This is a genomic window from Pseudomonas sp. P4_C4 (assembly GCF_056402055.1).
Map to the genome: position 1 here is coordinate 82,220 of NZ_JBFUID010000001.1, position 25,253 is coordinate 107,472.

Consider the following 25,253-nt stretch of genomic DNA (forward strand, 5'->3'; position numbering starts at 1 on the left):
TACTGGCGCGCCGGAAAAGATCGCAGCCTTTGGCAGCTCCTGCAGGATCGCGTAGGAGCTGCCGAAGGCTGCGATCTTTTGGGCGCTGGTTACGCTAATCTTTCGGGATTGAGCTTAGGGATATCGACCATGCAATGGATTTTCATGCTGATCGGGCTGGTGCTCGGCTGGATACTCGACGAGTCATTCAGTGATGCACTGCTGGGCGCGTTACTCGGATTGGGTGTCGGCCAAGCCGTTCGCATGGCTCGCATGGACGCTCGGGCAGCCGAGCAGCAGCACTTGCTGGAACAGGCACAGGTTGCGCTGCAAGCGGTCGAGCAACGGCTGGCAGTGCTTGAAGCATCAGGCGTCAAGGCGCCGGAAACCCGTGAACCGCTGGTATCGCCTGAAGCCCTCCTTGATGAAACACCTGCCATAGTCCCGGAATTGATCTGGGAGCTGCCGCCCGAGCTCGAGCCAATCCCCGCAGCGGCCAGCGAAGTCGCCGATGCCTGGAAATCCGAGCCGACTGCTCGTGAGGCACAACCACCTGTCCCCCCGCATGGCCCGAACCTCATCGACCGCGCCATCAGTCGCGCCCGCGCCTGGCTGTTCGGCGGCAATACAGTCTTGCGGGTCGGCGTGGTGTTGCTGTTCCTCGGCCTGGCCTTTCTGCTGCGCTATGCCACTGAAGGCGTGGTGGTGCCGGTTGAGTTGCGCTACGCCGGTGTGGCGGCCGCAGCCTTGGGGTTGCTCGGATTGGGTTGGTGGTTACGAGCGCGCAACAGCAGTTACGCGTTGATCTTGCAGGGCACCGGGATCGCCGTGTTGTACCTGACAGTGTTTGCCGCGATGCGCCTGCATCCGTTGCTCGATCCCTCGGCGGCGTTTGGCCTGCTGGTGGCGGTGACGATCTGTTCGGCGATTCTCGCCATTACCCAGGACTCCCTGGGGCTGGCCGCCGCTGCCGCACTGGGTGGCTTCGCCGCGCCCATCCTGGCCTCCACCGGCGCCGGCAGCCACGTCGCGCTGTTCAGTTACTTTTCCCTGCTCAACGCCGGCATCCTCGCCATCGCCTGGTTCAAGGCCTGGCGGCTGTTGAATGTCATCGGATTCACCGGCACCTTCGGCATCGGTTTCGCCTGGGGCCTGCGCTCCTACTCGCCGGAGTTGCTGTGGAGCACCGAGCCGTTCCTGATTGTGTTTTTCCTGATGTACCTGGCCATTGGTCTGTTGTACGCCCGGCGCAAGTTGATGGCGATGAGCGATGCACCGGCAGAGGGCAATCGCGAAGCGCTGCTGCAGTGGTCGGCGCGCAAGGGTGACTACGTCGACGGCACACTGCTGTTTGGCCCGCCGCTGGTGGGTTTCGGCTTGCAGTTCGCACTGGTGCAGCATCTGGAATTCGCTGCGGCGTTCAGTGCCTTGACGCTGGGCATGATTTACATGGGACTCGCCCGTTGGCTGATGGCCGGGCGCACGCTGTTGCTGGGGGAAACCTGCCTGGCCTTGGGGGTGATCTTCGCCAGTCTGGCGATTCCGCTGGGGCTTGATGCGCGCTGGACGACGGCGGCGTGGGCGGTGGAAGGCGCGGGGATCTTCTGGCTCGGTCTGCGTCAGCAAAGGCCCCTGGCCCGGGCCTTTGCCTTGCTCCTGCAACTGGGGTCGGCGCTGGCGTTTCTCAGCGAGTTGCACAGCAGCGAGAGCAGCCTGCTCGGCGGTGTGCCATTAGGCGCGCTGTTGTTGGGTGTCGCGTTGTTGTTCAGCTTCTACCAGTTACGCAAAGCCTTGCCGGAGCAGATCAGGCCCTGGGAGCTGATAGGCCTGCCAGTCCTGGCTTGCCTCGGGCTGGCGTTTCTCTATTTGCTGGCACCGCTGTTTTTCTTCAGTCACGGCACGGTGATCAGTTGGGCCTTGGCCGGGGGGCTGACGTTGTTGGTTGGCTTGCGTCTGCAATCGCGCACGTTCGTGTTCACCGCGCTCTCTGTGCAACTGTTGGGTGGCGCGCTGTTCCTGGTAACAGGACCGCAGCTCAGTGACGGTCTGCGACCCCTGGCCCATGGCGGGTTCTGGGCGCCGCTGGTGCTGGGGCTGGCCGCGATGTTCGGGGCCTGGCGTTTGCAGATGAGTCGTGTGCGTGGAGCGTTGAAAGGGTTGAGTCTGTTGCGGTTGTCCCAGGCGTTGCTGGTGTGGGGCGCAGGTTGGTGGGCGTTGGCCTGGGTCATCGAGGTGCTGCATTTCGCGTCGTTGCCGATGCAGGCGACTTTTTTGTTGAGCATGGCTGCCGTGAGTGTCGCGCTGTGGACAGCGTTGGCGCTGCGCCTGAGTTGGCCGTCACTGGGCGTGCTCTGCACAGTGTTGATTCCCGCGGCGGCGCTGGTGCTGCTGGCGGCCTGGCACTCGCGTTATCACCCGGCGGCCAACGCCGGCTGGCTGGCGTGGGCCGCCGTGTTCGTCGTGCATTTCATGTCCCTGCGGCGTCTGGCGCCCATGCTGCCGGCGCGCGTGCTGAGTGTCGCCCATGTGCTCGGCTGCTGGCTGTTGATGGGGGTGCTGGCTCTGGAGCTGCGTTACGCTTTGCTGGTGTTGTCCGAGCAATACAACGCCTGGCGCTGGTTGGGCTGGGCGATTCTGCCAAGTCTGTATCTGGTGCTGATGGCGGCACCTCGCGCGTGGCCTTGGCCGGTGTCGACATATTCGAGGGAATACCGTGTATACGCCGCCGCGCCGCTGGCGTTACTGATGCTCGGCTGGTTCTGGCTGGCGAATGTCGCCAGTGACGGCAACGCTGAACCTCTGCCCTACGTGCCATTGATCAACCCGCTGGAGCTCGGCCTGTTGTTCGCGCTGTTCGGCGTCTATGCCTGGTCCCGCAGTGCCATGACACAACTGGCGGTCCGCGAGGATTACGTCGCCATCGCCACGCAAGGGGTCGCAGGTGCCTCGCTGTTCATGTTCTTTACTGCATTGGTAATGCGTACGGCGCACCATTGGAGCGGGGTGCCGTTCGAGCTGGATCTGTTGCTGGCGTCGATGCGTGTACAAGCCGGCCTGTCCATCGTCTGGACCCTGATGGCCCTGAGCTTGATGATCGGCGGCCATTTGCGTCGCCGCCGCGAAGTCTGGCTGATCGGCGCCGCCTTGATCGGCGTGGTCGTGGCCAAGCTGTTCTTTGTCGAATTGAGCAATCGTGGCGGGCTGGCGCGGATCGTGTCGTTTATTGGAGTCGGCGTCTTGCTGCTGGTGGTGGGCTATTTCGCCCCGCTGCCGCCCAAGCGCGCCGACGCTGTGCCGGATACCGGGAAACCGCTCGCGGAATCCGAAGGAGTGTCATCTTGAGTCAGAAGCTGAACCTGGGTTGGCTGGCCGCTGTTGCCATGGGCGTGGTGTTGTCGGCGGTTGCCCAGGAAAAACCGGCGGACTTCACCACCCAAGTGCCTTTGTCGGTGACGGGCGAAGGCCCCTGGTATCGCCTTGAACTGCCCCTGAGCGTGCAACTGAATGCACGGCAGGCCGACCTGAGCGATGTGCGGGTGTTCAACGCCGTCGGTGATGTTCAGGCCTATGCCCTGGCCCGGGAGTCGGCGCAGAGCAGTGAAACGCGCACCTTGACCGAGGTGAAACGGTTTGCGTTGTACAACTCGGTGGACGCCACTGAAACCGCGCCGAGCGTACGGGTGCAATCGAGCGCCAACGGCACCTTGGTCGAGGTGCAGCCCTCAAGTCAGCTGGAGGCGGGTGAGGAGGAGTTGCGCGGCTGGTTGCTCGACGCTTCCGCGATCAAGGCGCCGTTGCGGCAATTGATTCTCGACTGGACCAGCGAGCGCGACGGCTTCGAGCGTTTCACCCTCGAAGCCAGCGACGATTTACAGCATTGGCAGTTCTGGGGCGAAGGGCAGGTGGCGCGCCTGACCTTTGCCGACGAGCGGGTCGAGCAGCATGAAATCGGCCTGCCGGGCCAGTCGGCGCGCTACTTGCGGTTGCTGTGGATCACTCCGCATTCGGCACCGACCCTGACTTCGGCGCAACTGCAAAGCGCCAGTACCCGCAGCCTGCCGCTGCCGTTGGTCTGGTCCCAGGCGTTGACCGGCAGCAGCACGAAGGCGGGTGAGTACACCTGGCAGTTGCCGATGGGGCTGAATGTCGAGCGAGTGCAGGTCGAGCTGAGCCAGCCCAACAGCCTGGCGCCGGTGAGTCTGGCCGGTCGGCGCGACAGCAGCCTGCCATGGCAGTCGTTGGGCAGCGGTTTGCTCTATCGCCTGACCCAGAACGGTCAGGATGTGGTGCAAAACGAATTGCCGTTGTCAGGGCAAATCGTCCAGCAATTGAAACTGACCGTGGACGAACGCGGCGGCGGCCTGGGTGATCAGGCGCCGACGCTGAAGTTTGCCGTGCGCGCCACGCAACTGGTGTTCCTGGCGCGCGGGCCGGGGCCTTACACGCTGGTTGTGGGGAATACGACGGCGAAGGCGGCGAACTTGCCGCTGTCGATGCTGATTCCGGATTACGGCCCGGCGAAGCTCGCGACCTTGGGCCGGGCCATGGTGGATGTCGGGGCGGTGGTCTCGAATGCATCGACTGAGAAAACGCTGGCTACGACGGACACCCAGTGGAAGAAGTTCGGCTTGTGGGCAGTGTTGTTGCTCAGTGTCTTGTTCCTGGCGGCGATGGCGTTCAGTTTGCTGCGCAAGCCTACTGCCAAATCCTGACAGTGGGTGCTACGCACCCAATCGCGAGCAGGCTCGCTCCCACATTTTGAACGCGTACCCCTGTAGGAGCGAGCCTGCTCGCGAAAGCGTTCGCCCAGTCACTGAAAGTGCCGAAATGACTGCAGTTCTCAGGCCCACACCCAGCCCATTTCCAACTACGCTCATCCCCGCACATGAACTCTCTTCAGCCGATCACGTCTGATAGGAGGAAATGCACCCCGACTCGCGCTAAACTGCTCGGGTTTTTAGCCCCCCCCCATTCCTCCGGAGCCTTCCATGTCCCGCGTTACCTTGAGTCGCTATTTGATTGAGCAGACCCGCAGCAACAACACTCCTGCCGATCTGCGCTTCCTGATCGAAGTGGTGGCGCGTGCCTGCAAGGAGATCAACCACGCCGTGTCCAAAGGCGCCCTGGGTGGCGTTTTGGGCAGCATGGGCACTGAAAACGTCCAGGGCGAAGTGCAGAAGAAGCTCGACGTGATCTCCAACGAAATCCTGCTCGAAGCCAACGAATGGGGCGGTCACCTGGCCGGTATGGCGTCCGAAGAAATGGACAACGCCTACCAGATCCCGGGCAAATACCCGAAAGGTGCGTACCTGCTGGTATTCGACCCGCTGGACGGTTCGTCGAACATCGACATCAACGCGCCGGTCGGAACCATCTTCTCGGTACTGCGTTGCCCGAACGAATACCTGAGCCAGAACGAACCTTTGAACGAAAAGGCCTTCCTGCAGCCAGGTACCCAGCAAGTGGCCGCCGGTTATGCGATCTATGGTCCACAGACCATGCTGATCCTGACCTTGGGCGATGGCGTGAAAGGTTTCACCCTGGACCGTGAAATGGGCAGCTTCGTACTGACCCACGAAAACATCACCATTCCTGAAGCCACCCAGGAATTTGCCATCAACGCGTCCAACCAGCGTCACTGGGAAGCACCGGTACAGCGCTACGTCGGCGAATTGCTGGCCGGCGATGAAGGCCCGCTGAAAAAGAACTACAACATGCGCTGGGTCGCTGCGATGGTGGCCGACGTGCACCGCATCCTGACCCGCGGCGGTCTGTTCATGTACCCACGCGACAGCCGCGAGCCTTCCAAGCCAGGCAAACTGCGCCTGATGTACGAAGCCAACCCGATGTCGTTCCTGGTGGAACAAGCGGGCGGTGCGTCCACCGACGGCCACCAGCGCATCCTCGACATCCAGCCGGAAGGCCTGCACCAGCGGGTTGCGGTGTTCCTCGGTTCGAAAGAAGAAGTTGCCCGCGTCACGGCTTACCACAAGGAATAAACCATGACTGCGCCCTGGCAGCCGTTGCTTTATTGGTGGTTCGGGAGTTCCGAGTCAGCGAGGGAAGTGGCGGCGCAGAAGGGCAAATTGTGGTTCGGCAAGCGCGACAGCCAGGACCTCGAAGCGCGCGAGCGTTTCGGGGGCTGGACCGAGCAGGCACTGGCCGGCGGATTGACCGAGTGGATGCAACATCCCGAAGGTTGGCTGGCCCTGGTGCTGTTGCTCGATCAAATCCCGCGAATGATCTTTCGCGATATTCCCAAAGCCTTTGCAGGCGATCTCCGGGCGCAGAAGCTGGTAGCCCAAGGCATTGCCGCGGATTACGACCGGCAGTTGCAGCCGATTCAGCGGGTGTTCATCTACCTGGTGTTCGAGCATAGCGAAGACCTCGCGGTGCAGAACGAAGGCGTCTCGCGCTACATCGAACTGGTGGCGCAGCAACCGGAAATCGATCGGGCGCTGTTCAGCGATTACCTGGACTATGCCGAGCGGCATCAGAAAGTGATTGCGCAGTTTGGGCGCTTTCCGCATCGCAATGCGGTGTTGGGGCGGGAGAGTACTGCTGAGGAGCTCGAGTTTCTGTCGAAACCGGGCTCTCGGTTCTGATTTTTCGTTGTAGCTGATGCCGCCATCGCGAGCAAGCTCGCTCCCACAGGGATCTTTGTCGCACTGGAGATCCACTGTGGGAGCGAGCTTGCTCGCGATGAGGCCGGAGAGATCGCCTCAGATCCTGAAGCTACCAACTAGCTGCTTCAACCGCGCCGCCTGCTGCTCAAGATCGGCACACGCACGCAAGGTCGACTGCAGGTTCTCCACACCTTCCTGGTTCAGCATGTTGATCTCTGTGATGTCGACGTTGATCGACTCCACCACGGCCGTCTGTTCCTCAGTGGCAGTGGCGACCGACTGATTCATGCCATCGATCTCACCGATGCGCTGGGTCACGCTGCCCAGGCGTTCGCCCGCCTGGTTGGCGATGCCGACGCTGCTTTCGCTCTGGCGCTGGCTGTCAGTCATGATGCCCACCGCTGCCCGGGCGCCGACCTGCAGTTCTTCGATCATCGTCTGCACTTGCTGCGCCGAGTCCTGGGTGCGGTGAGCGAGGTTGCGCACCTCATCGGCCACCACGGCAAAACCGCGACCGGCCTCGCCAGCGCGGGCCGCTTCAATGGCGGCGTTGAGCGCCAGCAAGTTGGTTTGCTGGGAGATGCTGGTAATCACTTCCAGGATCTGCCCGATGTTGACCGTATTGCTATTGAGGGTTTCGATGTTGCCGCACGAATCGCTGATCTTGGCCGACAGCTGCTGCATCGCCGCGATGGTTTTATCCACCACCTGTTGGCCTTCTTCGGCCAGGCTGCGGGCATCGCTGGAATGTTGCGAGGCGAGGGCGGCGTTCTGGGCGATCTCCTGGGCGGCGGCACCGAGCTGGTTGATCGCCGCAGCGACGCTGCTGGTGCGCGAGGCTTGCTGGTCGGAGTTGTACATCGACGAGTTCGAGGCGGCGACTACACGCAACGCCACTTCGTTGACCTGGCCGGTGGCCGAGGACACTTCGATGATCGAGGTGTGAATGCGCTCGACGAAGCGGTTGAACGACAGCCCCAGCGCGCCGAATTCGTCATGGCCGTGAATGGTCAGGCGTTTGGTCAGGTCACCTTCGCCTTCGGCGATGTCGTGCATGGCGCGGCCCATGGTCAGCAGCGGCTGCATCAGCAGGCTGATCAGCATGCCCAGCAGGACGATGATGATCACCACGGCAATCACCATGGCGATGATCGCCGAGGTGCGGAATTCGCTGAGCATCGAGAACGCCGTTTCCTGATCGAGCACCAGTGCCACGTACCAGTTCGCCGATGGCACGCCGTTGACGTGGGTGAAGGCGATGAACTGGCGCTTGCCGTCGATCTCGACTTCTTTCATGCCCGGGCTGACTTTGGGTGTGTCGCTCGGATAGGCCTCGGTCAGGTTCTTGAGCACCAGCTTGCTGTCCGGGTGAATCAGGATCTTGCCATCGGCACCGACGATGAACGCATGACCGTGACCGCCGAAGTTCAGCGAATTGATGATCGCGCTGACGCTGGACAGGTCGATGTCGGCGCCTGCGACGCCGATCATCTGGCCCTGGTGCTGCACCGGGGTGGCCACGGTGATCACCAGTTTGCCAGAAGACGCGGCAATGTACGGTTCGGTGACGATGGTCTGTTGTGCGCTATTGGCCGCCTTGTACCAGCCGCGGGCGCGAGGGTCGTAGTCCGCCGCACGGTTGCCCGCCGGGACCGAGAACATCACGCCGTCGGCACCACCGAAGTAGCTCAGCTGGAAGTTGCCGGTGTAGGCGGGCAGGTCGATGATTCGTTTCAGGCCAGCGGGAGCATTGCCGTCGGCGTTGATCTGTTGGGCCATCGACTGCAGCAATTGCATGCGGCTTTCCAGCCAGGTCTGGATGTTGCTGGTGGTCAGACTGCCGAGTTCCTGCATCGAGGCTTCGGTGCTGTTGCGCAAGGTTTGGCGCTGGCGATAGTCGTTGAACAGGATGAAACAAGCGAATGCGACGGCCACCACGAGGGCGGCAGCCAGCAATATCTTGTGGCTGAACTTCATGTTTCTGGTCATGGATGAGCTACCGCAGAGGGGCTGTTCTACAAAATGGGGGAGCAAATGCCACCGACGTGGCTTTGCGTTGCATTTATGTCGACTGAACGGCGCCAAAGATTAGGCGAATTCTCTGAAAAACGACGAAATGCTCGATGAATAAGGAAAGTGGCTGATTTTCGGCAAAAGGTAGACGAGTGGCCCGATAAATAGCCTGCCGGGCACGGAACCTCGCAGGGGTTTTCTCTTCTAAGCTTCAGCTTGGCAGCCATGCCAATCCCCTACGCCCCCCGGAGTTTCACCATGTCGCTGCGTTCCATCGCCCTGCTTTCGTTTTGCGTGTTGCTGGCTGCCTGCAGCAAAGTCAATCAGGAAAACTACTCTAAGCTCTCGGCCGGCATGGCCAAGGCCGATGTGGAGACCCTGTTGGGCAAACCTGCCGATTGTTCAGGTGCGCTCGGCATGTCCAGTTGCACCTGGGGCGACAAGAACAGCTTTATCAGCGTGCAGTTCGCCGGTGACAAAGTGCTGATGTTTTCCGGCCAAGGCCTGAAGTAAACCGGGGCGTTTGCCCGCGGGAGAAAAATAATGAAGCGGTTATTGATCATCCTTTTTGCCGGTCTGTTGTTGGCTGGCTGTGCCACGTCTGGCCCGGACCCATTGGCCCCCAAGACTGTCAAAAGTGTCAATCTCAAGCGCTACCAGGGCACCTGGTACGAGTTGGCGCGCATGCCGATGTACTTCCAGCGCGACTGCGCGCAATCCGAAGCCCATTACACGCTCAAGCCTGACGGTAACGTGGCGGTGTTGAACCGCTGCCTGACGGCGCAGTGGCAATGGGAAGAGGTCAATGGCACGGCTTATCCACAGGTGCCCGGCAAGGGCGACAAGCTGTGGATCGAGTTCGATACCTGGTTCTCCAGGCTGATCCCGGGTACGGCGAAGGGCGAATACTGGGTGCTGTACGTCAGCGATGACTACAAGACCGCCATTGTCGGGGATCCGAGCCGGAAGTATTTGTGGCTGTTGTCGCGCACGCCGACCGTGAATGGTGTGGTGCGTGAGGAACTGCTGAGCAAGGCGCGTCAGCAGGGTTACGACACAACGCGGCTGATCTGGCGTGCGTCGGAACAGCAGATGGCCGAGACGTCCAACTAACAACGCATGGCCCTGTAGGCGCGAGCTTGCTCGCGATGGAGTATCAGACACAACGATGTCGACTGACACACCATCGCGAGCAAGCTCGCTCCTACAGGGTTTTGTGTCAGCCTAAAAGTTCGCGCAGGACTTGAGTGAATGCACGGCTGCTTTCTTCTTCGCCGGCATGCCGCCCGTCACGCACCACCCACTGACCATTCACCAGCACATCCCGCACTTGGCGATCGCCACCGGCAAACAGCCACCGATTGAGAATCCCGTCACCATTGGCTGTCGCCAAATACGGATCGTTGCCATCGAGCACCAGCCAGTCGGCGCGTTTGCCGACTTCCAGCGCGCCAATCGGCTGGCCTAACGCCTGAGCACCGCCATCCAGCGCCGCATCGAACAACGTGCGGCCAACCATTGGCTGATCCGCGCCATACAAACGATTACGCCGTTGGTCGCGCAGACGCTGGCCGTATTCCAGCCAGCGCAATTCTTCCACCACGCTCAATGACACATGACTGTCGGAACCGATGCCCATGCGGCCGCCCTGGGCGAAGAAATCCACCGCCGGGAAAATCCCGTCGCCCAGGTTGGCTTCGGTGGTCAGGCACAGGCCGGCGATGGCGCGACTCTTGGCCATCGACGTGACTTCTTCCGGGTTGGCGTGGGTCGCGTGGACCAGGCACCAGCGCTGATCGACGTCGATGTTTTCGTACAGCCATTGCAACGGACGACGACCGCTCCAGGTCAGGCAGTCGTCGACTTCTTTCTGCTGCTCGGCGATGTGGATGTGCACCGGGCATTGCTTGTCGCTGGCCGCCAGCACTTCGCTGATCTGCTGTGGCGTAACCGCGCGCAGTGAGTGGAAACACAAGCCGAGCGACTGCGCCGGTTGCTGCGCCAGCACCGGTTGCAGGCGCGATTGCAGCTTGAGGTAGTTTTCGGTGCTGTTGATGAAGCGACGCTGACCTTCGTTCGGGGTCTGGCCGCCGAAACCGGAGTGGCTGTAGAGCACCGGCAGCAGGGTCAAGCCGATACCCGCGGAACTGGCTGCCTGGCTGATGCGCAGAGCCAGTTCGGCCGGATCCGCATAAGGCTGACCATTGATGTCGTGATGCACGTAGTGAAATTCCGCGACCGAGGTGTAACCGGCCTTGAGCATTTCGATATACAGCTGGCGGGCGATGACACCGAGTTGTTCCGGGCTGATTTTTCCGACGAGGCGATACATCAGATCGCGCCAGGTCCAGAAACTGTCGTTCGGATTGCCCGCCACTTCCGCCAGCCCGGCCATGGCCCGCTGGAAGGCGTGGGAGTGCAGGTTCGGCATGCCAGGCAGCAGCGGACCGCTCAGCCGCTCGGCGCCATCTGCCTTGGAATCGGCCTGGATATGGGTCAATACGCCGTCGGCGCTGACCTCAAGACGTACATTGTTGGCCCATCCACTAGGCAGCAGCGCGCGTTCGGCAAAGAAGGCGGACATGGTTCAGCACCCCATCGTGTGTTATTTGTATATACATATACAGACGTTTGCCTGCCCGGTAAACTCCGGCAAGCTAGCGACATCAATCAAATGACCAAGGATTAACCGTGCCGACTCCGCCTCCAGTCTCTCCGTTGGCCGCGAACATGGGCGACAGTCCGGCGCCCTTGTACGCCCGCGTCAAACAAATGATCACCCAGCAAATCGACAGTGGAAACTGGCCGCCGCACTACCGCGTTCCGTCGGAAAGCGAACTGGTCAGCCAGTTGGGCTTCAGCCGCATGACCATCAACCGCGCCCTGCGCGAGATGACCGCCGATGGCCTGCTGGTGCGCATGCAAGGCGTCGGCACATTCGTCGCCGAGCCGAAAAGCCAGTCCGCGCTGTTTGAAGTGCACAACATTGCCGATGAAATTGCCTCTCGCGGTCATCGCCACACCTGCAAGGTCATCACCCTTGAAGAAGAGGCCGCCGGCTCCGAGCGTGCCCTGGCCCTGGACATGCGCGAAGGGCAGAAGGTGTTCCACTCGCTGATCGTGCATTTCGAAAACGATATTCCGGTGCAAATCGAAGACCGTTTCGTCAATGCGCTGGTGGCGCCGGACTACCTCAAGCAGGACTTCACCCTGCAAACGCCCTACGCCTACCTGAACCAGGTCGCGCCGCTGACCGAAGGCGAGCACGTGGTCGAGGCGATCCTGGCCGAGTCGTCCGAATGCAAATTGCTACAGATTGAAAAGGGCGAGCCTTGCCTGCTGATTCGCCGCCGCACCTGGTCCGGTCGTCAGCCAGTGACCGCCGCTCGCTTGATCCACCCCGGTTCCCGTCATCGTCTGGAAGGTCGGTTTCATAAATAGAGAGCCATAAATGAGCAGTCTGAAAGTTTTACGTGCGCTCGATTACCCGCGCATGCCGTGGAAAAACGGCGGCGGCAGCACCGAAGAAATCACCCGCGATGCCGGCACTGGCCTGGATGGGTTTGGCTGGCGCCTGTCGATTGCCGACATTGGCGAGTCGGGTGGGTTTTCCACCTTCGCCGGTTACGAGCGAGTGATCACCGTTTTGCAGGGCGATGGTATGAGCCTGACGGTGGATGGCCAGGACACGCGGCCACTGTTACCGCTGGACCCGTTTGCCTTCAGTGGTGAAAGCAAGGTTTCCTGCACGTTGCTCGGCAGTCCGATTCGCGATTTCAACCTGATTTACGCGCCGCAGCGTTACGGTGCGCGGTTGCAGTGGTTGAGTGGCGAGCAGCGGTTCTTCAGTTCGGCGGGTACGATGTTGGTGTTCAGCATCAGCGAAGCACTGGAAGTGAAGGTCGGTAACAACGCTTCGAAGCTCGGTCGCCACGATTGCCTGCAACTCGACGCTAACACTGGCCTGCTGGAAATCTCCGTTAATAGCCCATGCTGTGTGATTGAGCTGACCGCACGCTGATTCTGAATTTTCAAAAGATCGCAGCCTTCGGCAGCTCTTACATGGGATGCTTTGCACCCTGTAGGAGCTGCCGAAGGCTGCGATCTTTTGCTTTTCAGCGTTCCCGAAAGCGCACCATGTTGTTACCGAACGCCCCAGCGTGGCGCAAAACCACGCTCAAGTAACAAAACCCCCTCGCCACAAAAATCCTCCCGAAAAAATTTCATCTACACCAGAACCCTTGTCCCAGGCGCTCTCCAGCCGTTTCAGAATTTTTCTTGAATGCTCATCCGGCAAGTTGGCCGCTTGATTGCATATGCTTGTATGTACAAGTAAAGACGTATGCGTATGAGTCACGAGGACTCAACCATCGTCCACTGATTCGCCGGTGTGCACTGATATGCCCATTGGCTTGCTCGCCCACTGCCTGGGTTGGTTTGGATTGATTGCTGAGGAGTCTTTTTCGTGACTGACATTAAACCTACTAAGTTTCGTGACGTTGAAATCCGTGCCGCACGTGGTAACAAGCTGACCGCCAAGAGCTGGCTGACCGAAGCGCCGCTGCGCATGCTGATGAACAACCTCGACCCGGAAGTCGCCGAGAACCCTAAAGAACTGGTGGTTTACGGTGGTATCGGTCGCGCTGCACGTAACTGGGAATGCTACGACAAGATCGTCGAAAGCCTGACCAACCTGAACGACGACGAGACCCTGCTGGTGCAATCCGGCAAGCCGGTCGGCGTGTTCAAGACCCACAGCAATGCCCCGCGCGTACTGATCGCCAACTCCAACCTGGTTCCACACTGGGCGAGCTGGGAACACTTCAACGAACTCGACGCCAAAGGCCTGGCCATGTACGGCCAGATGACTGCCGGCAGCTGGATCTACATCGGCAGCCAGGGCATCGTCCAGGGCACCTACGAAACCTTCGTTGAAGCCGGTCGCCAACACTATAACGATGACCTGAAAGGTCGTTGGGTCCTGACCGCAGGCCTCGGTGGCATGGGTGGCGCTCAGCCTCTGGCCGCGACCCTGGCTGGCGCTTGCTCGCTGAACATCGAATGTCAGCAGGTCAGCATCGATTTCCGTCTGAAAAGCCGCTATGTCGACGAGCAAGCAACCGATCTCGACGACGCGCTGGCCCGCATCGCCAAATACACCGCCGAAGGCAAAGCGATTTCCATTGCCCTGCTGGGTAACGCGGCAGAAATTCTCCCGGAACTGGTCAAGCGCGGCGTGCGCCCGGACATGGTTACCGACCAGACCAGCGCCCACGATCCGCTCAACGGCTACCTGCCGGCCGGCTGGACCTGGGACCAGTACCGCGCTCGCGCCAAGACTGAACCTGCCGCTGTGATCAAGGCCGCCAAGCAATCGATGGCCGTGCACGTCAAAGCGATGCTGGACTTCCAGAAAATGGGCGTACCGACTTTCGACTACGGCAACAACATCCGTCAGATGGCGCAAGAAGAAGGCGTGGAAAACGCATTCGACTTCCCGGGCTTCGTACCAGCCTACATCCGTCCGCTGTTCTGCCGTGGCATCGGCCCGTTCCGTTGGGCTGCACTGTCGGGCAACGCTGAAGACATCTACAAGACCGACGCCAAGGTCAAAGAGTTGATCCCGGACGACGCCCACCTGCACAACTGGCTGGACATGGCCCGTGAGCGCATCAGCTTCCAGGGTCTGCCGGCACGTATCTGCTGGGTTGGCCTGGGCCTGCGCGCCAAGCTGGGTCTGGCGTTCAACGAAATGGTCCGTAGCGGCGAGTTGTCCGCGCCGATCGTGATCGGTCGCGACCACCTGGACTCCGGTTCGGTATCGAGCCCGAACCGCGAAACCGAGTCCATGCAGGACGGTTCCGACGCCGTGTCCGACTGGCCACTGCTCAACGCCCTGCTCAATACCGCGAGCGGCGCGACCTGGGTTTCCCTGCACCACGGCGGCGGCGTCGGCATGGGCTTCTCTCAGCACTCGGGCATGGTGATTGTCTGCGACGGTACTGACGAAGCGGCCGAGCGTATCGCTCGCGTGCTGCACAACGACCCGGCCACCGGTGTCATGCGTCACGCCGATGCCGGTTACCAGATCGCCATCGACTGCGCCAAGGAACAAGGGCTGAACCTGCCGATGATTACCGGCAAATAAAGAAAGCGGGCCTTGGCCCAATGCAAACCTGTAGGAGCTGCCGAAGGCTGCGATCTTTTGATCTTGATCTTTTAAAAGCAAAAGATCGCAGCCTCGTTTCACTCGACAGCTCCTACACAGATACAACCAACACCGACCAACAATCCACAGAGGTTGAACCATGGCTGTTAACAGCGATCGTGCAGGCAACAAACCGTTGATCGAGAAGCGCTCGATCGACTACATCCCGGAAGCGGAAAGACACGGTCGTCTGTTGAGCCAGTTCACCCTGTGGATGGGTGCCAACCTGCAAATCACCGCGATTGTCACCGGGGCCCTGGCCGTGGTGCTGGGCGGCGATGTGTTCTGGTCGTTGATCGGTCTGTTGATCGGTCAATTACTGGGTGGCGGCGTGATGGCGCTGCATGCCGCGCAAGGGCCCAAGCTCGGCCTGCCGCAGATGATCTCCAGCCGGGTGCAGTTCGGCGTGTACGGCGCGGCGATCCCAATCGTGCTGGTCTGCTTGATGTACCTGGGCTTCACCGCAACGGGAACCGTGTTATCCGGGCAGGCGCTGGGCCAATTGTTTGGCGTCAGCGACACCGTCGGTATCCTCCTTTTCGCCAGTGTCATCGTGCTGGTCACGGTGCTCGGTTATCGGGTGATCCATTGGATCGGCCGTGTTGCCAGTGTCATTGGCGTGATTGCCTTTGTTTATCTGTTCAGCTGTCTGATGAGCCAGGTTGACGTTGGCGCACTGTTGCAAATCCGCCACTTCAGCTGGAGCAGTTTCTTGCTCGCGGTGTCGCTCGCGGCGTCCTGGCAGATCGCCTTCGGCCCTTATGTGGCTGACTATTCTCGCTACCTGCCGAGCAAGATTTCCTCGGTGAAAACTTTTTTTGCCGCAGGCGCAGGTTCGGTTATTGGTGCACAGGTGGCGATGGTCCTCGGCGTGTTCGCTGCCGCTTCGGCCAACGGGCAATACGCCGGCCACGAAGTGGCCTACATCGTTGGTCTTGGCGGTACCGGTGCCACCGCTGCGCTGCTGTACTTCAGCATCGCCTTTGGCAAGGTCACCATCTCCACGCTGAACTCCTACGGCAGTTTCATGTGCATTGCGACCATCATCAGCGGTTTCCGGGGTGACCTGAAGGTAACGCGCTTGCAACGTCTGGTCTTCGTGCTGGTCATCGTCGGTGCTGCGACCCTGATGGCGTTGCTCGGTCAGCACTCGTTCCTCGGTGCGTTCAAGTCCTTCATCCTGTTCTTGCTGGCGTTCTTCACGCCCTGGAGCGCGATCAACCTGGTGGACTACTACTGCATCACCCGCGAGCGCTATGACGTGCCGGCGCTGGCCGACCCGAACGGTCGCTACGGCCGCTGGAACCCACTCGGGATCAGCGTCTATGTCTTCGGTGTGCTGGTGCAACTGCCGTTCATTTCCACCAAGTTCTATACCGGTCCGCTGGTGGCGGCCCTGGGTGATGTGGATATTTCCTGGATCATCGGTCTGGTGCTTCCCGCAGCCCTGTATTACCTGTGCGCAAAAAAATGGCACGGCACAGTGCCCGATCAATTGATCCTGCCGGTCGAGCAGGACAGCGTTGTACAACCTAAAAAAAGCGGGGCCGGTCGCGCTGCGGCGCAGGCCTGATTGGACGTGGACAGGGCTGGATGCCTCTTGACTGCCGTAAGCCAACTCATGATTAGGAGCGTCACAACAATGAAATCGAACAAGACCCTGCTGACCACATTGCTTTCCATGGGCCTGCTGGCCAGCGCCGGCGCCACTCAGGCGGCGGGTTGGTGCGAGTCGGGCAAACCGGTGAAGTTCGCCGGCCTGAACTGGGAAAGCGCCATGCTGCTGACCGACGTGTTGCAAGTCGTGCTGGAGAAAGGCTACGACTGCAAGACCGACAGCCTGCCAGGCAACTCCATCACCATGGAAAACGCCCTGAGCAGCAACGACATTCAAGTGTTCGCCGAAGAGTGGGTCGGCCGCAGCGAAGTCTGGAACAAGGCCGAGAAGGCCGGCAAAGTCGTCGGTGTCGGCGCGCCAGTGGTGGGTGCCGTCGAAGGCTGGTACGTGCCGCGCTACGTGATCGAAGGCGACGCCAAGCGCAAGCTGGAAGCCAAGGCGCCGGACCTGAAAAACATTGCCGACCTGGGCAAGTACTCGGCGATTTTCAAGGATGCCGAAGAGCCATCCAAGGGTCGTTTCTATAACTGCCCGGCCGGTTGGACCTGTGAGCTGGACAACAGCGAAATGCTGAAGAGCTACGGCCTGGAAAGCACCTACACCAACTTCCGCCCAGGCACCGGCCCGGCGCTGGATGCCGCTGTGCTGTCGAGCTACAAGCGTGGCGAGCCGATCCTGTTCTACTACTGGTCGCCAACCCCGCTGATGGGCCAGATCGACGCGGTGAAACTCGAAGAGAAACCAGGCGTGAACAAGACCGTGGATATCAAGGTCGGCCTGTCCAAGACTTTCCACGACGAAGCGCCTGAATTGGTGGCCGTGCTGGAAAAGGTCAACGTGCCAATCGACCTGCTGAACCAGAACCTGGGGCGCATGACCAAAGAGCGGATCGAATCACCAAAACTGGCCAAGATCTTCCTGAAGGAACATCCTGAAGTCTGGCACGCATGGGTGAGCGAAGACGCAGCCAAGAAAATCGACGCGGCCTTGTAGGTTGGGCTTCTCCGACTGTCGGCGACGGCAGTCGGATGCTTGATCGCAACCCCTTGATTGAGAGTCTCTTATGTTTCCCGAAAGCTTTACCTTTTCCATCGCCGACTGGGTCAACGGTTGGGTCGATTCGCTGGTCACCAACTACGGTGACGTGTTCCGGCACATCTCCGACACCCTGTTGTGGGCCATCGTCAATCTCGAAGGCCTGCTGCGCGCTGCACCCTGGTGGCTGATGCTGGCGATCGTGGCTGGTGTGGCCTGGCACGCGACCCGCAAGGTCGTGACCACTGCCGTCATCGTTGGTTTGCTGTTCCTGGTGGGGGCGGTTGGCCTCTGGGACAAGCTGATGCAGACCCTGGCACTGATGATGGTGGCGACGATCATTTCGGTGTTGATCGGCATTCCGCTGGGCATTCTCTCGGCGCGCAGCAACCGCCTGCGTTCGATACTGATGCCATTGCTGGACATCATGCAGACCATGCCGAGCTTCGTGTACCTGATTCCGGTGCTGATGCTGTTCGGCCTGGGCAAGGTCCCGGCGATTTTCGCTACCGTGATCTACGCCGCGCCGCCGCTGATCCGCCTGACCGATCTGGGCATTCGCCAGGTCGACGGCGAAGTGATGGAAGCGATCAACGCCTTCGGTGCCAACCGCTGGCAGCAACTGTTCGGCGTGCAACTGCCGCTGGCCCTGCCGAGCATCATGGCCGGGATCAACCAGACCACCATGATGGCCCTGTCGATGGTGGTGATCGCCTCGATGATCGGTGCCCGTGGTCTGGGTGAAGATGTGCTGGTGGGGATTCAGACCCTCAACGTCGGACGTGGCCTTGAAGCCGGTCTGGCGATCGTGATTCTGGCTGTGGTGATCGACCGCATTACACAGGCGTACGGTCGCGCACGGCATGAGGTGAGCAAATGAACAACGCAACCGTGAGCAAGATCGAAGTCAAAAACGTCTTCAAGATTTTCGGCAACCGTGCCAAGGACGCGCTGGCCATGGTCGGCCAGGGCAAGACCAAGGATCAGGTGCTGGCCGAAACCGGCTGCGTGGTGGGTGTGAACGACCTGTCGCTGAGCATCGGCAGCGGCGAGATCTTCGTGATCATGGGCCTGTCGGGTTCCGGCAAGTCGACCCTGGTCCGCCACTTCAATCGCCTGATCGACCCGACCAGCGGCGCGATCCTGGTGGACGGCGTGGACATCCTGCAATACGACATGGAAGCCCTGCGCGAATTTCGTCGGCGCAAGATCAGCATGGTGTTCCAGAGCTTCGGTCTGTTGCCGCACAAGAGCGTGCTGGACAACGTCGCCTACGGCCTGAAAATCCGCGGCGAAAGCAAAGCCATGTGCGCCGAGCGTGCGCTGCACTGGATCAACACCGTGGGCCTCAAGGGCTACGAAAACAAATATCCGCACCAGCTCTCCGGCGGTATGCGTCAGCGTGTGGGCCTGGCCCGCGCCCTGGCGGCGGACACCGACATCATTCTGATGGACGAAGCCTTCAGCGCCCTAGATCCGCTGATCCGCGCGGAGATGCAGGACCAGTTGCTGGAACTGCAAAAGACCCTGCACAAGACCATCGTCTTTATCACCCACGACCTCGACGAGGCCGTGCGCATCGGCAACCGTATCGCGATCCTCAAGGATGGCCGCCTGATCCAGGTCGGCACGCCGAGAGAGATCCTGCACTCGCCTGCGGATGAATATGTCGACCGCTTTGTACAGCGTCGGGCGGCGGTGGTTTAAGAGGTTTGTGCCGGCTGTGCTGGCCTCATCGCGAGCAAGCTCGCTCCCACAGTGGGTCCCCGGTGTTCACAAAACCTGTGGGAGCGAGCTTGCTCGCGATGAGGCCGGTAAAGCTGCATCAATATTCAGGTTGTAAGCACGAGGTTGAAGATGTCCCAGGCTGAAAAAATCGTTATCACCGAAGCGCAGGTAACCTGGCAGGACGTGGTCGCCGTGGCCCGTCATGGCGCACAGCTTGAGCTGTCGGCGCCGATCTGGGCGCGCATCGAAAACGCGCAGGCCATCGTCCAGCGCATCGTCACCAGCGGCGAACGTGCTTATGGCATCAACACCGGCCTGGGCGCGCTGTGCAACGTCTCGCTGCAGGACGAACAACTCAGCCAGTTGTCGCGTAACACCTTGCTCAGCCACGCTTGCGGCGTGGGTGCAGCGCTGAGCAACGAGCAGACCCGCTCGATCATGTGCGCCGCCGTCGTCAACTACAGCCACGGCAAATCCGGCCTGCACCGTCAGGTCGTCGAAGCGCTGCTGGCACTGCTCAACCGTGGCATCACCCCGCAAGTGCCGTCCCAGGGTTCCGTGGGCTACCTGACCCACATGGCCCACATCGGCATCGCGCTGCTGGGCGTCGGCAATGTCAGCTATCGCGGTCAGATCGTTTCCGCGCAGCAAGCACTGGCCGAGGAAGGCCTGCAACCGGTCAAGCTCGGTGCCAAGGACGGTTTGTGCCTGGTCAACGGCACACCGTGCATGACTGGCCTGAGCTGCCTGGCCATTGCCGATGCTACGCGCCTGCTGGAATGGGCCGACGTGATCAGCGCCATGAGCTTCGAAGCCCAACGCGGGCAAATCGACGCTTTCGACGCCGAGATCATCGCGCTCAAGCCGCACCCGGGTATGCAACAGGTCGGAATCAACCTGCGCGCACTGCTCGACGGCAGCGAAGTGATTGCCCAGAGCAAAGGCATTCGTACGCAAGATGCCCTGAGCATCCGCTCGATTCCGCAGGTGCACGGCGCCGCACGCGATCAACTGGTGCATGCGACCAAACAGATCGAAACCGAACTCAACGGCGCCACCGACAACCCGCTGGTGCTGGGCACCGCAGACAAATACCGCGTGGTGTCTCAGGCCAACCCCCATGGCCAGTCCGTGGCAATGGCGGCGGATCTGCTGGCGATTGCCATGGCGGAAATCGGCTCCATCGCCGAGCGTCGCCTGGACCGTTTGATCAACCCGCACGTCAGCGGCCTGCCGGCCTTTCTGGTGGCCAACCCGGGTGTGAACTCCGGGATGATGATCGTGCAATACGTCGCCGCTTCGCTGTGCGCGGAAAACCGTCAACTGGCGCAACCGGCAGTGTTGGATAACTACGTGACGTCGGGCCTGCAGGAAGATCACCTGAGCCTGGGCACCAACGCCGCGCTGAAGCTGCATCGTGCGCTGGAAAACTGCACGCAAATCCTTGCCATCGAGTATTTGCTGGCCGCCCAGGCGTTCGAATTCCTCAAGGAACAACGCTTCGGCGCAGGCACCGATGCGGCCTGGCGCCTGCTGCGTGAACATGTTCCGGCCTACGATCAGGATCGTTGGTTGGCACCGGACATTGCCGCCGCTGCCAGTGTTTTGAAAGACCCTGTTTTGCTGCAAAAAGTCTTACCGAATTTGAACTGATTTCCCTACAAAACCAGCGTGCCAAGGCGCCACCCCCTCAAAAAGGGGGAAGCGACGGACAACGGACATCTCCGGAGCGTCTGGTTAGTTAATAGCTAACTCTCAAAAGGAGCACAAAATGACTTCTCTAAACCTGATTCCCGGTCAACTGAGCCTGGCCCAACTGCGTGATGTTTATCAGCAGCCGGTAAAAATCACCCTCGACAACAGCGCCTCGGCCCAGATCGAAGCCAGTGTTGCCTGCGTGGAGCAGATCCTCGCCGAGAATCGCACCGCCTACGGCATCAACACCGGTTTCGGCCTGCTGGCGTCGACCCGTATCGCCAGCGAAGACCTGGAAAACCTGCAGCGCTCGCTGGTGCTGTCCCACGCCGCCGGTGTCGGTCAGCCGATCAGCGACGCCCTGGTGCGTTTGATCATGGTGCTCAAGGTCAACAGCCTGAGCCGTGGCTTCTCCGGCATCCGTCGTGTGGTGATCGATGCGCTGATCGCCCTGATCAACGCTGAGGTTTACCCGCATATTCCATTGAAAGGTTCGGTCGGTGCCTCCGGTGACCTGGCGCCTTTGGCGCACATGTCGCTGGTGCTGCTGGGTGAAGGCAAGGCGCGCTACAAAGGCGAGTGGATGGAAGCCACCGAAGCGCTGAAAGTCGCCGGTCTGACTCCGCTGACCCTGGCCGCCAAAGAAGGTTTGGCGCTGCTCAACGGCACTCAAGTCTCCACCGCTTTTGCCCTGCGTGGCCTGTTCGAAGGTGAAGACCTGTTCGCCGGTGCCTTGGCGCTGGGCGGCCTGACCGTTGAAGCGGTGCTGGGTTCGCGCTCGCCGTTCGACGCACGCATCCACGCTGCCCGTGGCCAGAAAGGCCAGATCGACGCCGCGTCCGCTTACCGTGATCTGCTGGGCGAGCGTAGCGAAGTCTCCGACTCCCACGAAAACTGCGAAAAGGTCCAGGATCCATACTCCCTGCGTTGCCAGCCACAAGTCATGGGCGCCTGCCTGACCCAGTTCCGTCAGGCCGCCGAAGTGCTGGCCATCGAAGCCAACGCCGTATCGGACAACCCGTTGGTGTTCGCCGCTGAAGGTGACGTGATATCCGGTGGTAACTTCCACGCCGAGCCGGTGGCCATGGCCGCTGACAACATGGCACTGGCCATCGCTGAAATCGGCTCCCTGAGCGAACGCCGTATCTCGCTGATGATGGACAAGCACATGTCGCAATTGCCGCCGTTCCTGGTGGCCAACGGTGGCGTGAACTCCGGCTTCATGATCGCCCAGGTGACCGCAGCGGCACTGGCCAGCGAGAACAAGGCGTTGTCCCATCCGCATTCGGTGGACAGCCTGCCGACTTCCGCCAACCAGGAAGACCACGTATCGATGGCTCCGGCGGCTGGCAAGCGTCTGTGGGAAATGGCCGAGAACACCCGCGGGATTCTCGCCGTAGAATGGCTGGCGGCGGCTCAGGGTCTGGACCTGCGCAATGGTCTGAAGACCTCGCCAAAACTGGAAAAGGCCCGTGCCATTCTGCGTAACGAAGTGCCTTTCTATGAGAAGGACCGTTTCTTTGCGCCGGATATCAACGCCGCAACCGAGCTGTTGGCCTCGCGTTGCCTGAACGAACTGGTGACGACGAAGCTTTTGCCGAGCCTTTAAGGACCCCTCGCTGGCAAGCCAGCTCCTACAGGGGGGTCGCATGAACCTGTAGGAGCCGGCTTGCCGGCGATTCGATTTTGCGTCGAATAACAATAATTAGGGACGAGAAATGCAACAGCCAGAAAAAGGTTTGAAACGCGGGCTCTCTGCCCGACATATTCGCTTCATGGCACTGGGGTCGGCGATCGGCACCGGGCTGTTTTACGGTTCTGCCTCGGCCATTCAAATGGCCGGGCCTGCGGTATTGCTCGCGTACCTGATCGGTGGCGCGGCGGTGTTCATGGTCATGCGCGCCCTCGGTGAGATGGCGGTGCACAACCCGGTGGCCGGTTCCTTTGGCCAATACGCCAGTACCTATCTTGGGCCGATGGCGGGCTTCATCCTCGGTTGGACCTACGCATTCGAAATGGTCATCGTCGGCATGGCCGATGTCACCGCGTTCGGTATTTACATGGGCTTCTGGTTTCCGGAAGTCGCGCGCTGGATCTGGGTGCTGGGCATCGTCTCGGTGGTCGGCGGCTTGAACCTGTGCAACGTCAAAGTCTTCGGTGAAATGGAGTTCTGGCTGTCGCTGCTCAAGGTCGCGGCCATTGTCGCGATGATCCTGGGTGGCTTCGGCATCATGCTGTTCGGCATCAGCACGGCCCCCGGCGCCCAAGCAACAGATATCAGCAACCTCTGGAGCCATGGCGGTTTCATGCCCAATGGCGTGGGTGGCCTGATCGCCTCGTTCGCGGTGGTGATGTTCGCGTTCGGCGGGATTGAAATCATCGGTGTGACGGCTGGTGAAGCCAAAGACCCGCAGCATGTGCTGCCTCGGGCGATCAATGCCGTGCCGTTGCGCATCCTGCTGTTCTACGTGCTGACCATGTTCGTGCTGATGTCGATCTTTCCATGGCAGCAGATCGGCAGCCAGGGCAGTCCTTTCGTGCAGATTTTCGACAATCTGGGCATCAGCTCGGCGGCGACCATCCTCAATATCGTGGTGATCTCGGCGGCGATCTCGGCCATCAACAGCGATATCTTCGGCGCAGGCCGGATGATGTACGGCCTGGCTCAGCAGGGCCACGCACCCAAGGGCTTCGCGCGTTTGTCGCGCAACGGTGTGCCATGGATGACCGTGGTGGTGATGAGCGCCGCGCTGCTGCTGGGCGTGTTGCTGAACTACCTGATTCCGGAAAACGTGTTTCTGCTGATAGCCTCCATCGCGACCTTTGCCACGGTGTGGGTCTGGTTGATGATTTTGTTCACCCAAGTGGCCATGCGTCGTTCCATGAGCAGTGAACAGGTCGCACAGTTGAAGTTCCCGGTACCGTTCTGGCCCTATGCGCCGATGGCGGCGATTGCCTTCATGCTGTTTATCTTCGGCGTGCTGGGCTATTTCCCGGACACCCAGGCGGCTCTGATCGTCGGCGTGGTATGGATTGTATTGCTGGTGCTTGCCTACCTGACCTGGGTGAAGCCTGCGGCGGGGCAGGCGGCACTGGTAGAGCAGGAACCTTCTTTTTCTCATCGATAACCTAACGGAGGCCACGGATGAAAACTCTCTGGCAACACTGCCACGTCGCAACCATGGCGCAAGGCGTCTACTCGATCATCGAGGACGCGGCCATCGTGACGTCAGGTGCGCTCATTGAGTGGGTCGGCCAGCGCGCTGACCTGCCGGCGGGCGAGTACTCGGTGGTCAACGATTTGCAAGGGGCCTGGGTCACACCGGGCCTGATTGACTGCCATACCCATACGGTGTTCGGCGGTAACCGCAGCGGCGAATTCGAGCAGCGCCTGCAAGGCGTCAGCTACGCGGAAATCGCCGCCAGCGGTGGCGGCATCGCCAGCACCGTGCGCGCTACCCGCGCCGCCAGCGAAGATGAACTGTTCGCCAGCGCCGCCAAACGCCTGAAAAGCCTGATGCGCGATGGCGTCACCAGCATCGAAATCAAGTCCGGCTACGGCCTGGACCTGGCCAACGAGCGCAAGATGCTGCGTGTGGCCCGTCGCCTCGGTGCCGAACTGCCGGTCAGCGTGCGCAGCACCTGTCTGGCGGCTCACGCCTTGCCGCCGGAATACGCCGATCGCGCCGACGACTACATCGATCACATCTGCGCCGATATGCTCCCGGCCTTGGCCGCCGAAGGGCTGGTCGACGCGGTGGATGCCTTCTGTGAATACCTGGCGTTCTCGCCTGCGCAGGTGGAGCGTGTATTCATCACCGCCCAGGAACTGGGCTTGCCAGTGAAGCTGCATGCCGAGCAATTGTCGTCGCTGCACGGCTCGAGCCTGGCGGCGCGTTATCACGCGTTGTCCGCCGATCACCTGGAGTTCATGACCGAGGATGACGCCATTGCCATGGCCAAGTCCGGCACGGTTGCGGTGCTGTTGCCCGGCGCCTATTACTTCCTGCGCGAAACCCAATTGCCGCCGATGGATGCCTTGCGCAAGCACGGCGTGAAAATCGCCATCGCCAGCGACCTCAATCCGGGCACCTCGCCGGCACTGTCGTTGCGCCTGATGCTGAACATGGCTTGCACCTGTTTCCGCATGACCCCGGAAGAAGCCCTGGCGGGCGCGACGATTCACGCCGCCACCGCGCTGGGCATGGCTGAAACCCATGGTTCGCTGGAAGCCGGCAAGGTCGCGGATTTCGTCGCCTGGCAAATTGATCGTCCGGCCGACCTCTGTTACTGGCTGGGCGGCGATCTGGAAAAACGCGTCGTGCGCCACGGCGTCGAATCAAGTCTGTAG

The 25,253-nt window shown here is 60.8% G+C and carries 19 protein-coding genes and 1 pseudogene; 17 read left to right on the forward strand and 3 right to left on the reverse strand.

The window, feature by feature from the left end; translation table 11 throughout:
* Positions 1-129 precede the first annotated feature (129 nt).
* The 4 genes from AC1DXW_RS00405 to AC1DXW_RS00420 all read left to right on the forward strand — a co-directional run bounded on the left by AC1DXW_RS00405 (position 130) and on the right by AC1DXW_RS00420 (position 6,584).
* Positions 130-3,321, forward strand: a complete 3,192-nt coding sequence (locus tag AC1DXW_RS00405) for a DUF2339 domain-containing protein (protein WP_477752630.1) — start codon at positions 130-132, stop codon at positions 3,319-3,321.
* Positions 3,318-4,691: a DUF3999 domain-containing protein gene (locus tag AC1DXW_RS00410; RefSeq protein ID WP_477752629.1), complete on the forward strand. Its 1,374-nt coding sequence runs from the start codon at positions 3,318-3,320 to the stop codon at positions 4,689-4,691. The genes AC1DXW_RS00405 and AC1DXW_RS00410 overlap by 4 nt, the downstream gene beginning before the upstream one ends.
* 276 nt (positions 4,692-4,967) lie before the next feature.
* Entirely contained in the window at positions 4,968-5,978 is a 1,011-nt protein-coding gene (locus tag AC1DXW_RS00415; protein WP_015093094.1) for a class 1 fructose-bisphosphatase, read from the forward strand.
* A gap of 3 nt (positions 5,979-5,981) precedes the next feature.
* Positions 5,982-6,584 (forward strand): DUF924 family protein, encoded by a 603-nt coding sequence (locus AC1DXW_RS00420; protein ID WP_477752628.1) that lies wholly within the window; start codon positions 5,982-5,984, stop codon positions 6,582-6,584.
* 117 nt (positions 6,585-6,701) lie between these two features.
* Here the strand turns inward: AC1DXW_RS00420 and AC1DXW_RS00425 are convergent, their stop codons facing one another.
* Both AC1DXW_RS00425 and AC1DXW_RS00430 read right to left on the reverse strand, forming a co-directional pair.
* Positions 6,702-7,466, reverse strand: coding sequence for a methyl-accepting chemotaxis protein (locus tag AC1DXW_RS00425; protein ID WP_477752661.1), 765 nt, complete (start codon positions 7,464-7,466; stop codon positions 6,702-6,704).
* 93 nt (positions 7,467-7,559) lie between these two features.
* Positions 7,560-8,594, reverse strand: a pseudogene (locus tag AC1DXW_RS00430) (HAMP domain-containing protein); the annotation flags it as partial.
* Between the two features lie 282 nt (positions 8,595-8,876).
* Between AC1DXW_RS00430 and AC1DXW_RS00435 the strand changes: the two are divergent.
* Both AC1DXW_RS00435 and AC1DXW_RS00440 read left to right on the forward strand, forming a co-directional pair.
* Complete coding sequence (locus tag AC1DXW_RS00435; RefSeq protein ID WP_007975531.1) at positions 8,877-9,131, forward strand: hypothetical protein; 255 nt, start codon at positions 8,877-8,879, stop codon at positions 9,129-9,131.
* 30 nt (positions 9,132-9,161) lie between these two features.
* On the forward strand, positions 9,162-9,731 hold the full coding sequence (locus tag AC1DXW_RS00440; protein ID WP_477752627.1) for a lipocalin family protein: 570 nt from the start codon (positions 9,162-9,164) through the stop codon (positions 9,729-9,731).
* Positions 9,732-9,837: 106 nt separating this feature from the next.
* On the opposite strand, the gene AC1DXW_RS00445 is transcribed toward AC1DXW_RS00440, so the two are convergent.
* Complete coding sequence (locus AC1DXW_RS00445) at positions 9,838-11,202, reverse strand: formimidoylglutamate deiminase (RefSeq protein ID WP_477752626.1); 1,365 nt, start codon at positions 11,200-11,202, stop codon at positions 9,838-9,840.
* 146 nt (positions 11,203-11,348) lie between these two features.
* Here AC1DXW_RS00445 and hutC point away from each other — a divergent pair, with 146 nt between their 5' ends.
* The 11 genes from hutC (at position 11,349) to hutI (ending at position 25,253) form a co-directional block, all read left to right on the forward strand.
* Entirely contained in the window at positions 11,349-12,059 is a 711-nt protein-coding gene (hutC, locus tag AC1DXW_RS00450; protein ID WP_173677901.1) for a histidine utilization repressor, read from the forward strand.
* 10 nt (positions 12,060-12,069) lie between these two features.
* Complete coding sequence (locus AC1DXW_RS00455; RefSeq protein WP_477752625.1) at positions 12,070-12,639, forward strand: HutD/Ves family protein; 570 nt, start codon at positions 12,070-12,072, stop codon at positions 12,637-12,639.
* Between the two features lie 444 nt (positions 12,640-13,083).
* Entirely contained in the window at positions 13,084-14,766 is a 1,683-nt protein-coding gene (hutU, locus tag AC1DXW_RS00460) for a urocanate hydratase (RefSeq protein ID WP_223457541.1), read from the forward strand.
* 160 nt (positions 14,767-14,926) lie between these two features.
* Complete coding sequence (locus AC1DXW_RS00465; protein WP_477752624.1) at positions 14,927-16,399, forward strand: purine-cytosine permease family protein; 1,473 nt, start codon at positions 14,927-14,929, stop codon at positions 16,397-16,399.
* A gap of 69 nt (positions 16,400-16,468) precedes the next feature.
* A complete protein-coding gene (locus AC1DXW_RS00470; RefSeq protein WP_477752623.1) occupies positions 16,469-17,437 on the forward strand; it encodes an ABC transporter substrate-binding protein in 969 nt (322 codons plus the stop codon).
* Between the two features lie 70 nt (positions 17,438-17,507).
* On the forward strand, positions 17,508-18,359 hold the full coding sequence (locus tag AC1DXW_RS00475) for an ABC transporter permease (protein ID WP_046039591.1): 852 nt from the start codon (positions 17,508-17,510) through the stop codon (positions 18,357-18,359).
* The gene (locus AC1DXW_RS00480) at positions 18,356-19,186 is read left to right on the forward strand and encodes a quaternary amine ABC transporter ATP-binding protein (RefSeq protein ID WP_007975542.1); all 831 of its coding nucleotides are present in this window, start codon (positions 18,356-18,358) and stop codon (positions 19,184-19,186) included. The genes AC1DXW_RS00475 and AC1DXW_RS00480 overlap by 4 nt, the downstream gene beginning before the upstream one ends.
* 150 nt (positions 19,187-19,336) lie before the next feature.
* Positions 19,337-20,860, forward strand: a complete 1,524-nt coding sequence (gene hutH / locus AC1DXW_RS00485) for a histidine ammonia-lyase (protein WP_477752203.1) — start codon at positions 19,337-19,339, stop codon at positions 20,858-20,860.
* A 118-nt stretch (positions 20,861-20,978) separates the two neighbouring features.
* Complete coding sequence (hutH, locus tag AC1DXW_RS00490; RefSeq protein ID WP_477752202.1) at positions 20,979-22,511, forward strand: histidine ammonia-lyase; 1,533 nt, start codon at positions 20,979-20,981, stop codon at positions 22,509-22,511.
* Positions 22,512-22,620: 109 nt separating this feature from the next.
* On the forward strand, positions 22,621-24,030 hold the full coding sequence (locus AC1DXW_RS00495) for an amino acid permease (RefSeq protein ID WP_477752201.1): 1,410 nt from the start codon (positions 22,621-22,623) through the stop codon (positions 24,028-24,030).
* Between the two features lie 17 nt (positions 24,031-24,047).
* Complete coding sequence (gene hutI, locus AC1DXW_RS00500) at positions 24,048-25,253, forward strand: imidazolonepropionase (RefSeq protein WP_477752200.1); 1,206 nt, start codon at positions 24,048-24,050, stop codon at positions 25,251-25,253.

Excerpts from the sequence above, each read along its gene's own strand:
- AC1DXW_RS00470 (WP_477752623.1), top strand. The coding sequence starts at position 16,469 with ATGAAATCGAACAAGACCCTGCTGACCACATTGCTTTCCATGGGCCTG.
- AC1DXW_RS00435 (WP_007975531.1), top strand. The coding sequence starts at position 8,877 with ATGTCGCTGCGTTCCATCGCCCTGCTTTCGTTTTGCGTGTTGCTGGCT.
- AC1DXW_RS00480 (WP_007975542.1), top strand. The coding sequence starts at position 18,356 with ATGAACAACGCAACCGTGAGCAAGATCGAAGTCAAAAACGTCTTCAAG.
- AC1DXW_RS00445 (WP_477752626.1), bottom strand. The coding sequence starts at position 11,202 with ATGTCCGCCTTCTTTGCCGAACGCGCGCTGCTGCCTAGTGGATGGGCC.
- AC1DXW_RS00465 (WP_477752624.1), top strand. The coding sequence starts at position 14,927 with ATGGCTGTTAACAGCGATCGTGCAGGCAACAAACCGTTGATCGAGAAG.
- hutC (WP_173677901.1), top strand. The coding sequence starts at position 11,349 with ATGGGCGACAGTCCGGCGCCCTTGTACGCCCGCGTCAAACAAATGATC.
- AC1DXW_RS00455 (WP_477752625.1), top strand. The coding sequence starts at position 12,070 with ATGAGCAGTCTGAAAGTTTTACGTGCGCTCGATTACCCGCGCATGCCG.
- AC1DXW_RS00415 (WP_015093094.1), top strand. The coding sequence starts at position 4,968 with ATGTCCCGCGTTACCTTGAGTCGCTATTTGATTGAGCAGACCCGCAGC.
- AC1DXW_RS00405 (WP_477752630.1), top strand. The coding sequence starts at position 130 with ATGCAATGGATTTTCATGCTGATCGGGCTGGTGCTCGGCTGGATACTC.
- AC1DXW_RS00420 (WP_477752628.1), top strand. The coding sequence starts at position 5,982 with ATGACTGCGCCCTGGCAGCCGTTGCTTTATTGGTGGTTCGGGAGTTCC.
- hutI (WP_477752200.1), top strand. The coding sequence starts at position 24,048 with ATGAAAACTCTCTGGCAACACTGCCACGTCGCAACCATGGCGCAAGGC.
- AC1DXW_RS00495 (WP_477752201.1), top strand. The coding sequence starts at position 22,621 with ATGCAACAGCCAGAAAAAGGTTTGAAACGCGGGCTCTCTGCCCGACAT.
- AC1DXW_RS00425 (WP_477752661.1), bottom strand. The coding sequence starts at position 7,466 with ATGTACAACTCCGACCAGCAAGCCTCGCGCACCAGCAGCGTCGCTGCG.
- AC1DXW_RS00475 (WP_046039591.1), top strand. The coding sequence starts at position 17,508 with ATGTTTCCCGAAAGCTTTACCTTTTCCATCGCCGACTGGGTCAACGGT.
- hutH (WP_477752203.1), top strand. The coding sequence starts at position 19,337 with ATGTCCCAGGCTGAAAAAATCGTTATCACCGAAGCGCAGGTAACCTGG.
- AC1DXW_RS00440 (WP_477752627.1), top strand. The coding sequence starts at position 9,162 with ATGAAGCGGTTATTGATCATCCTTTTTGCCGGTCTGTTGTTGGCTGGC.
- hutH (WP_477752202.1), top strand. The coding sequence starts at position 20,979 with ATGACTTCTCTAAACCTGATTCCCGGTCAACTGAGCCTGGCCCAACTG.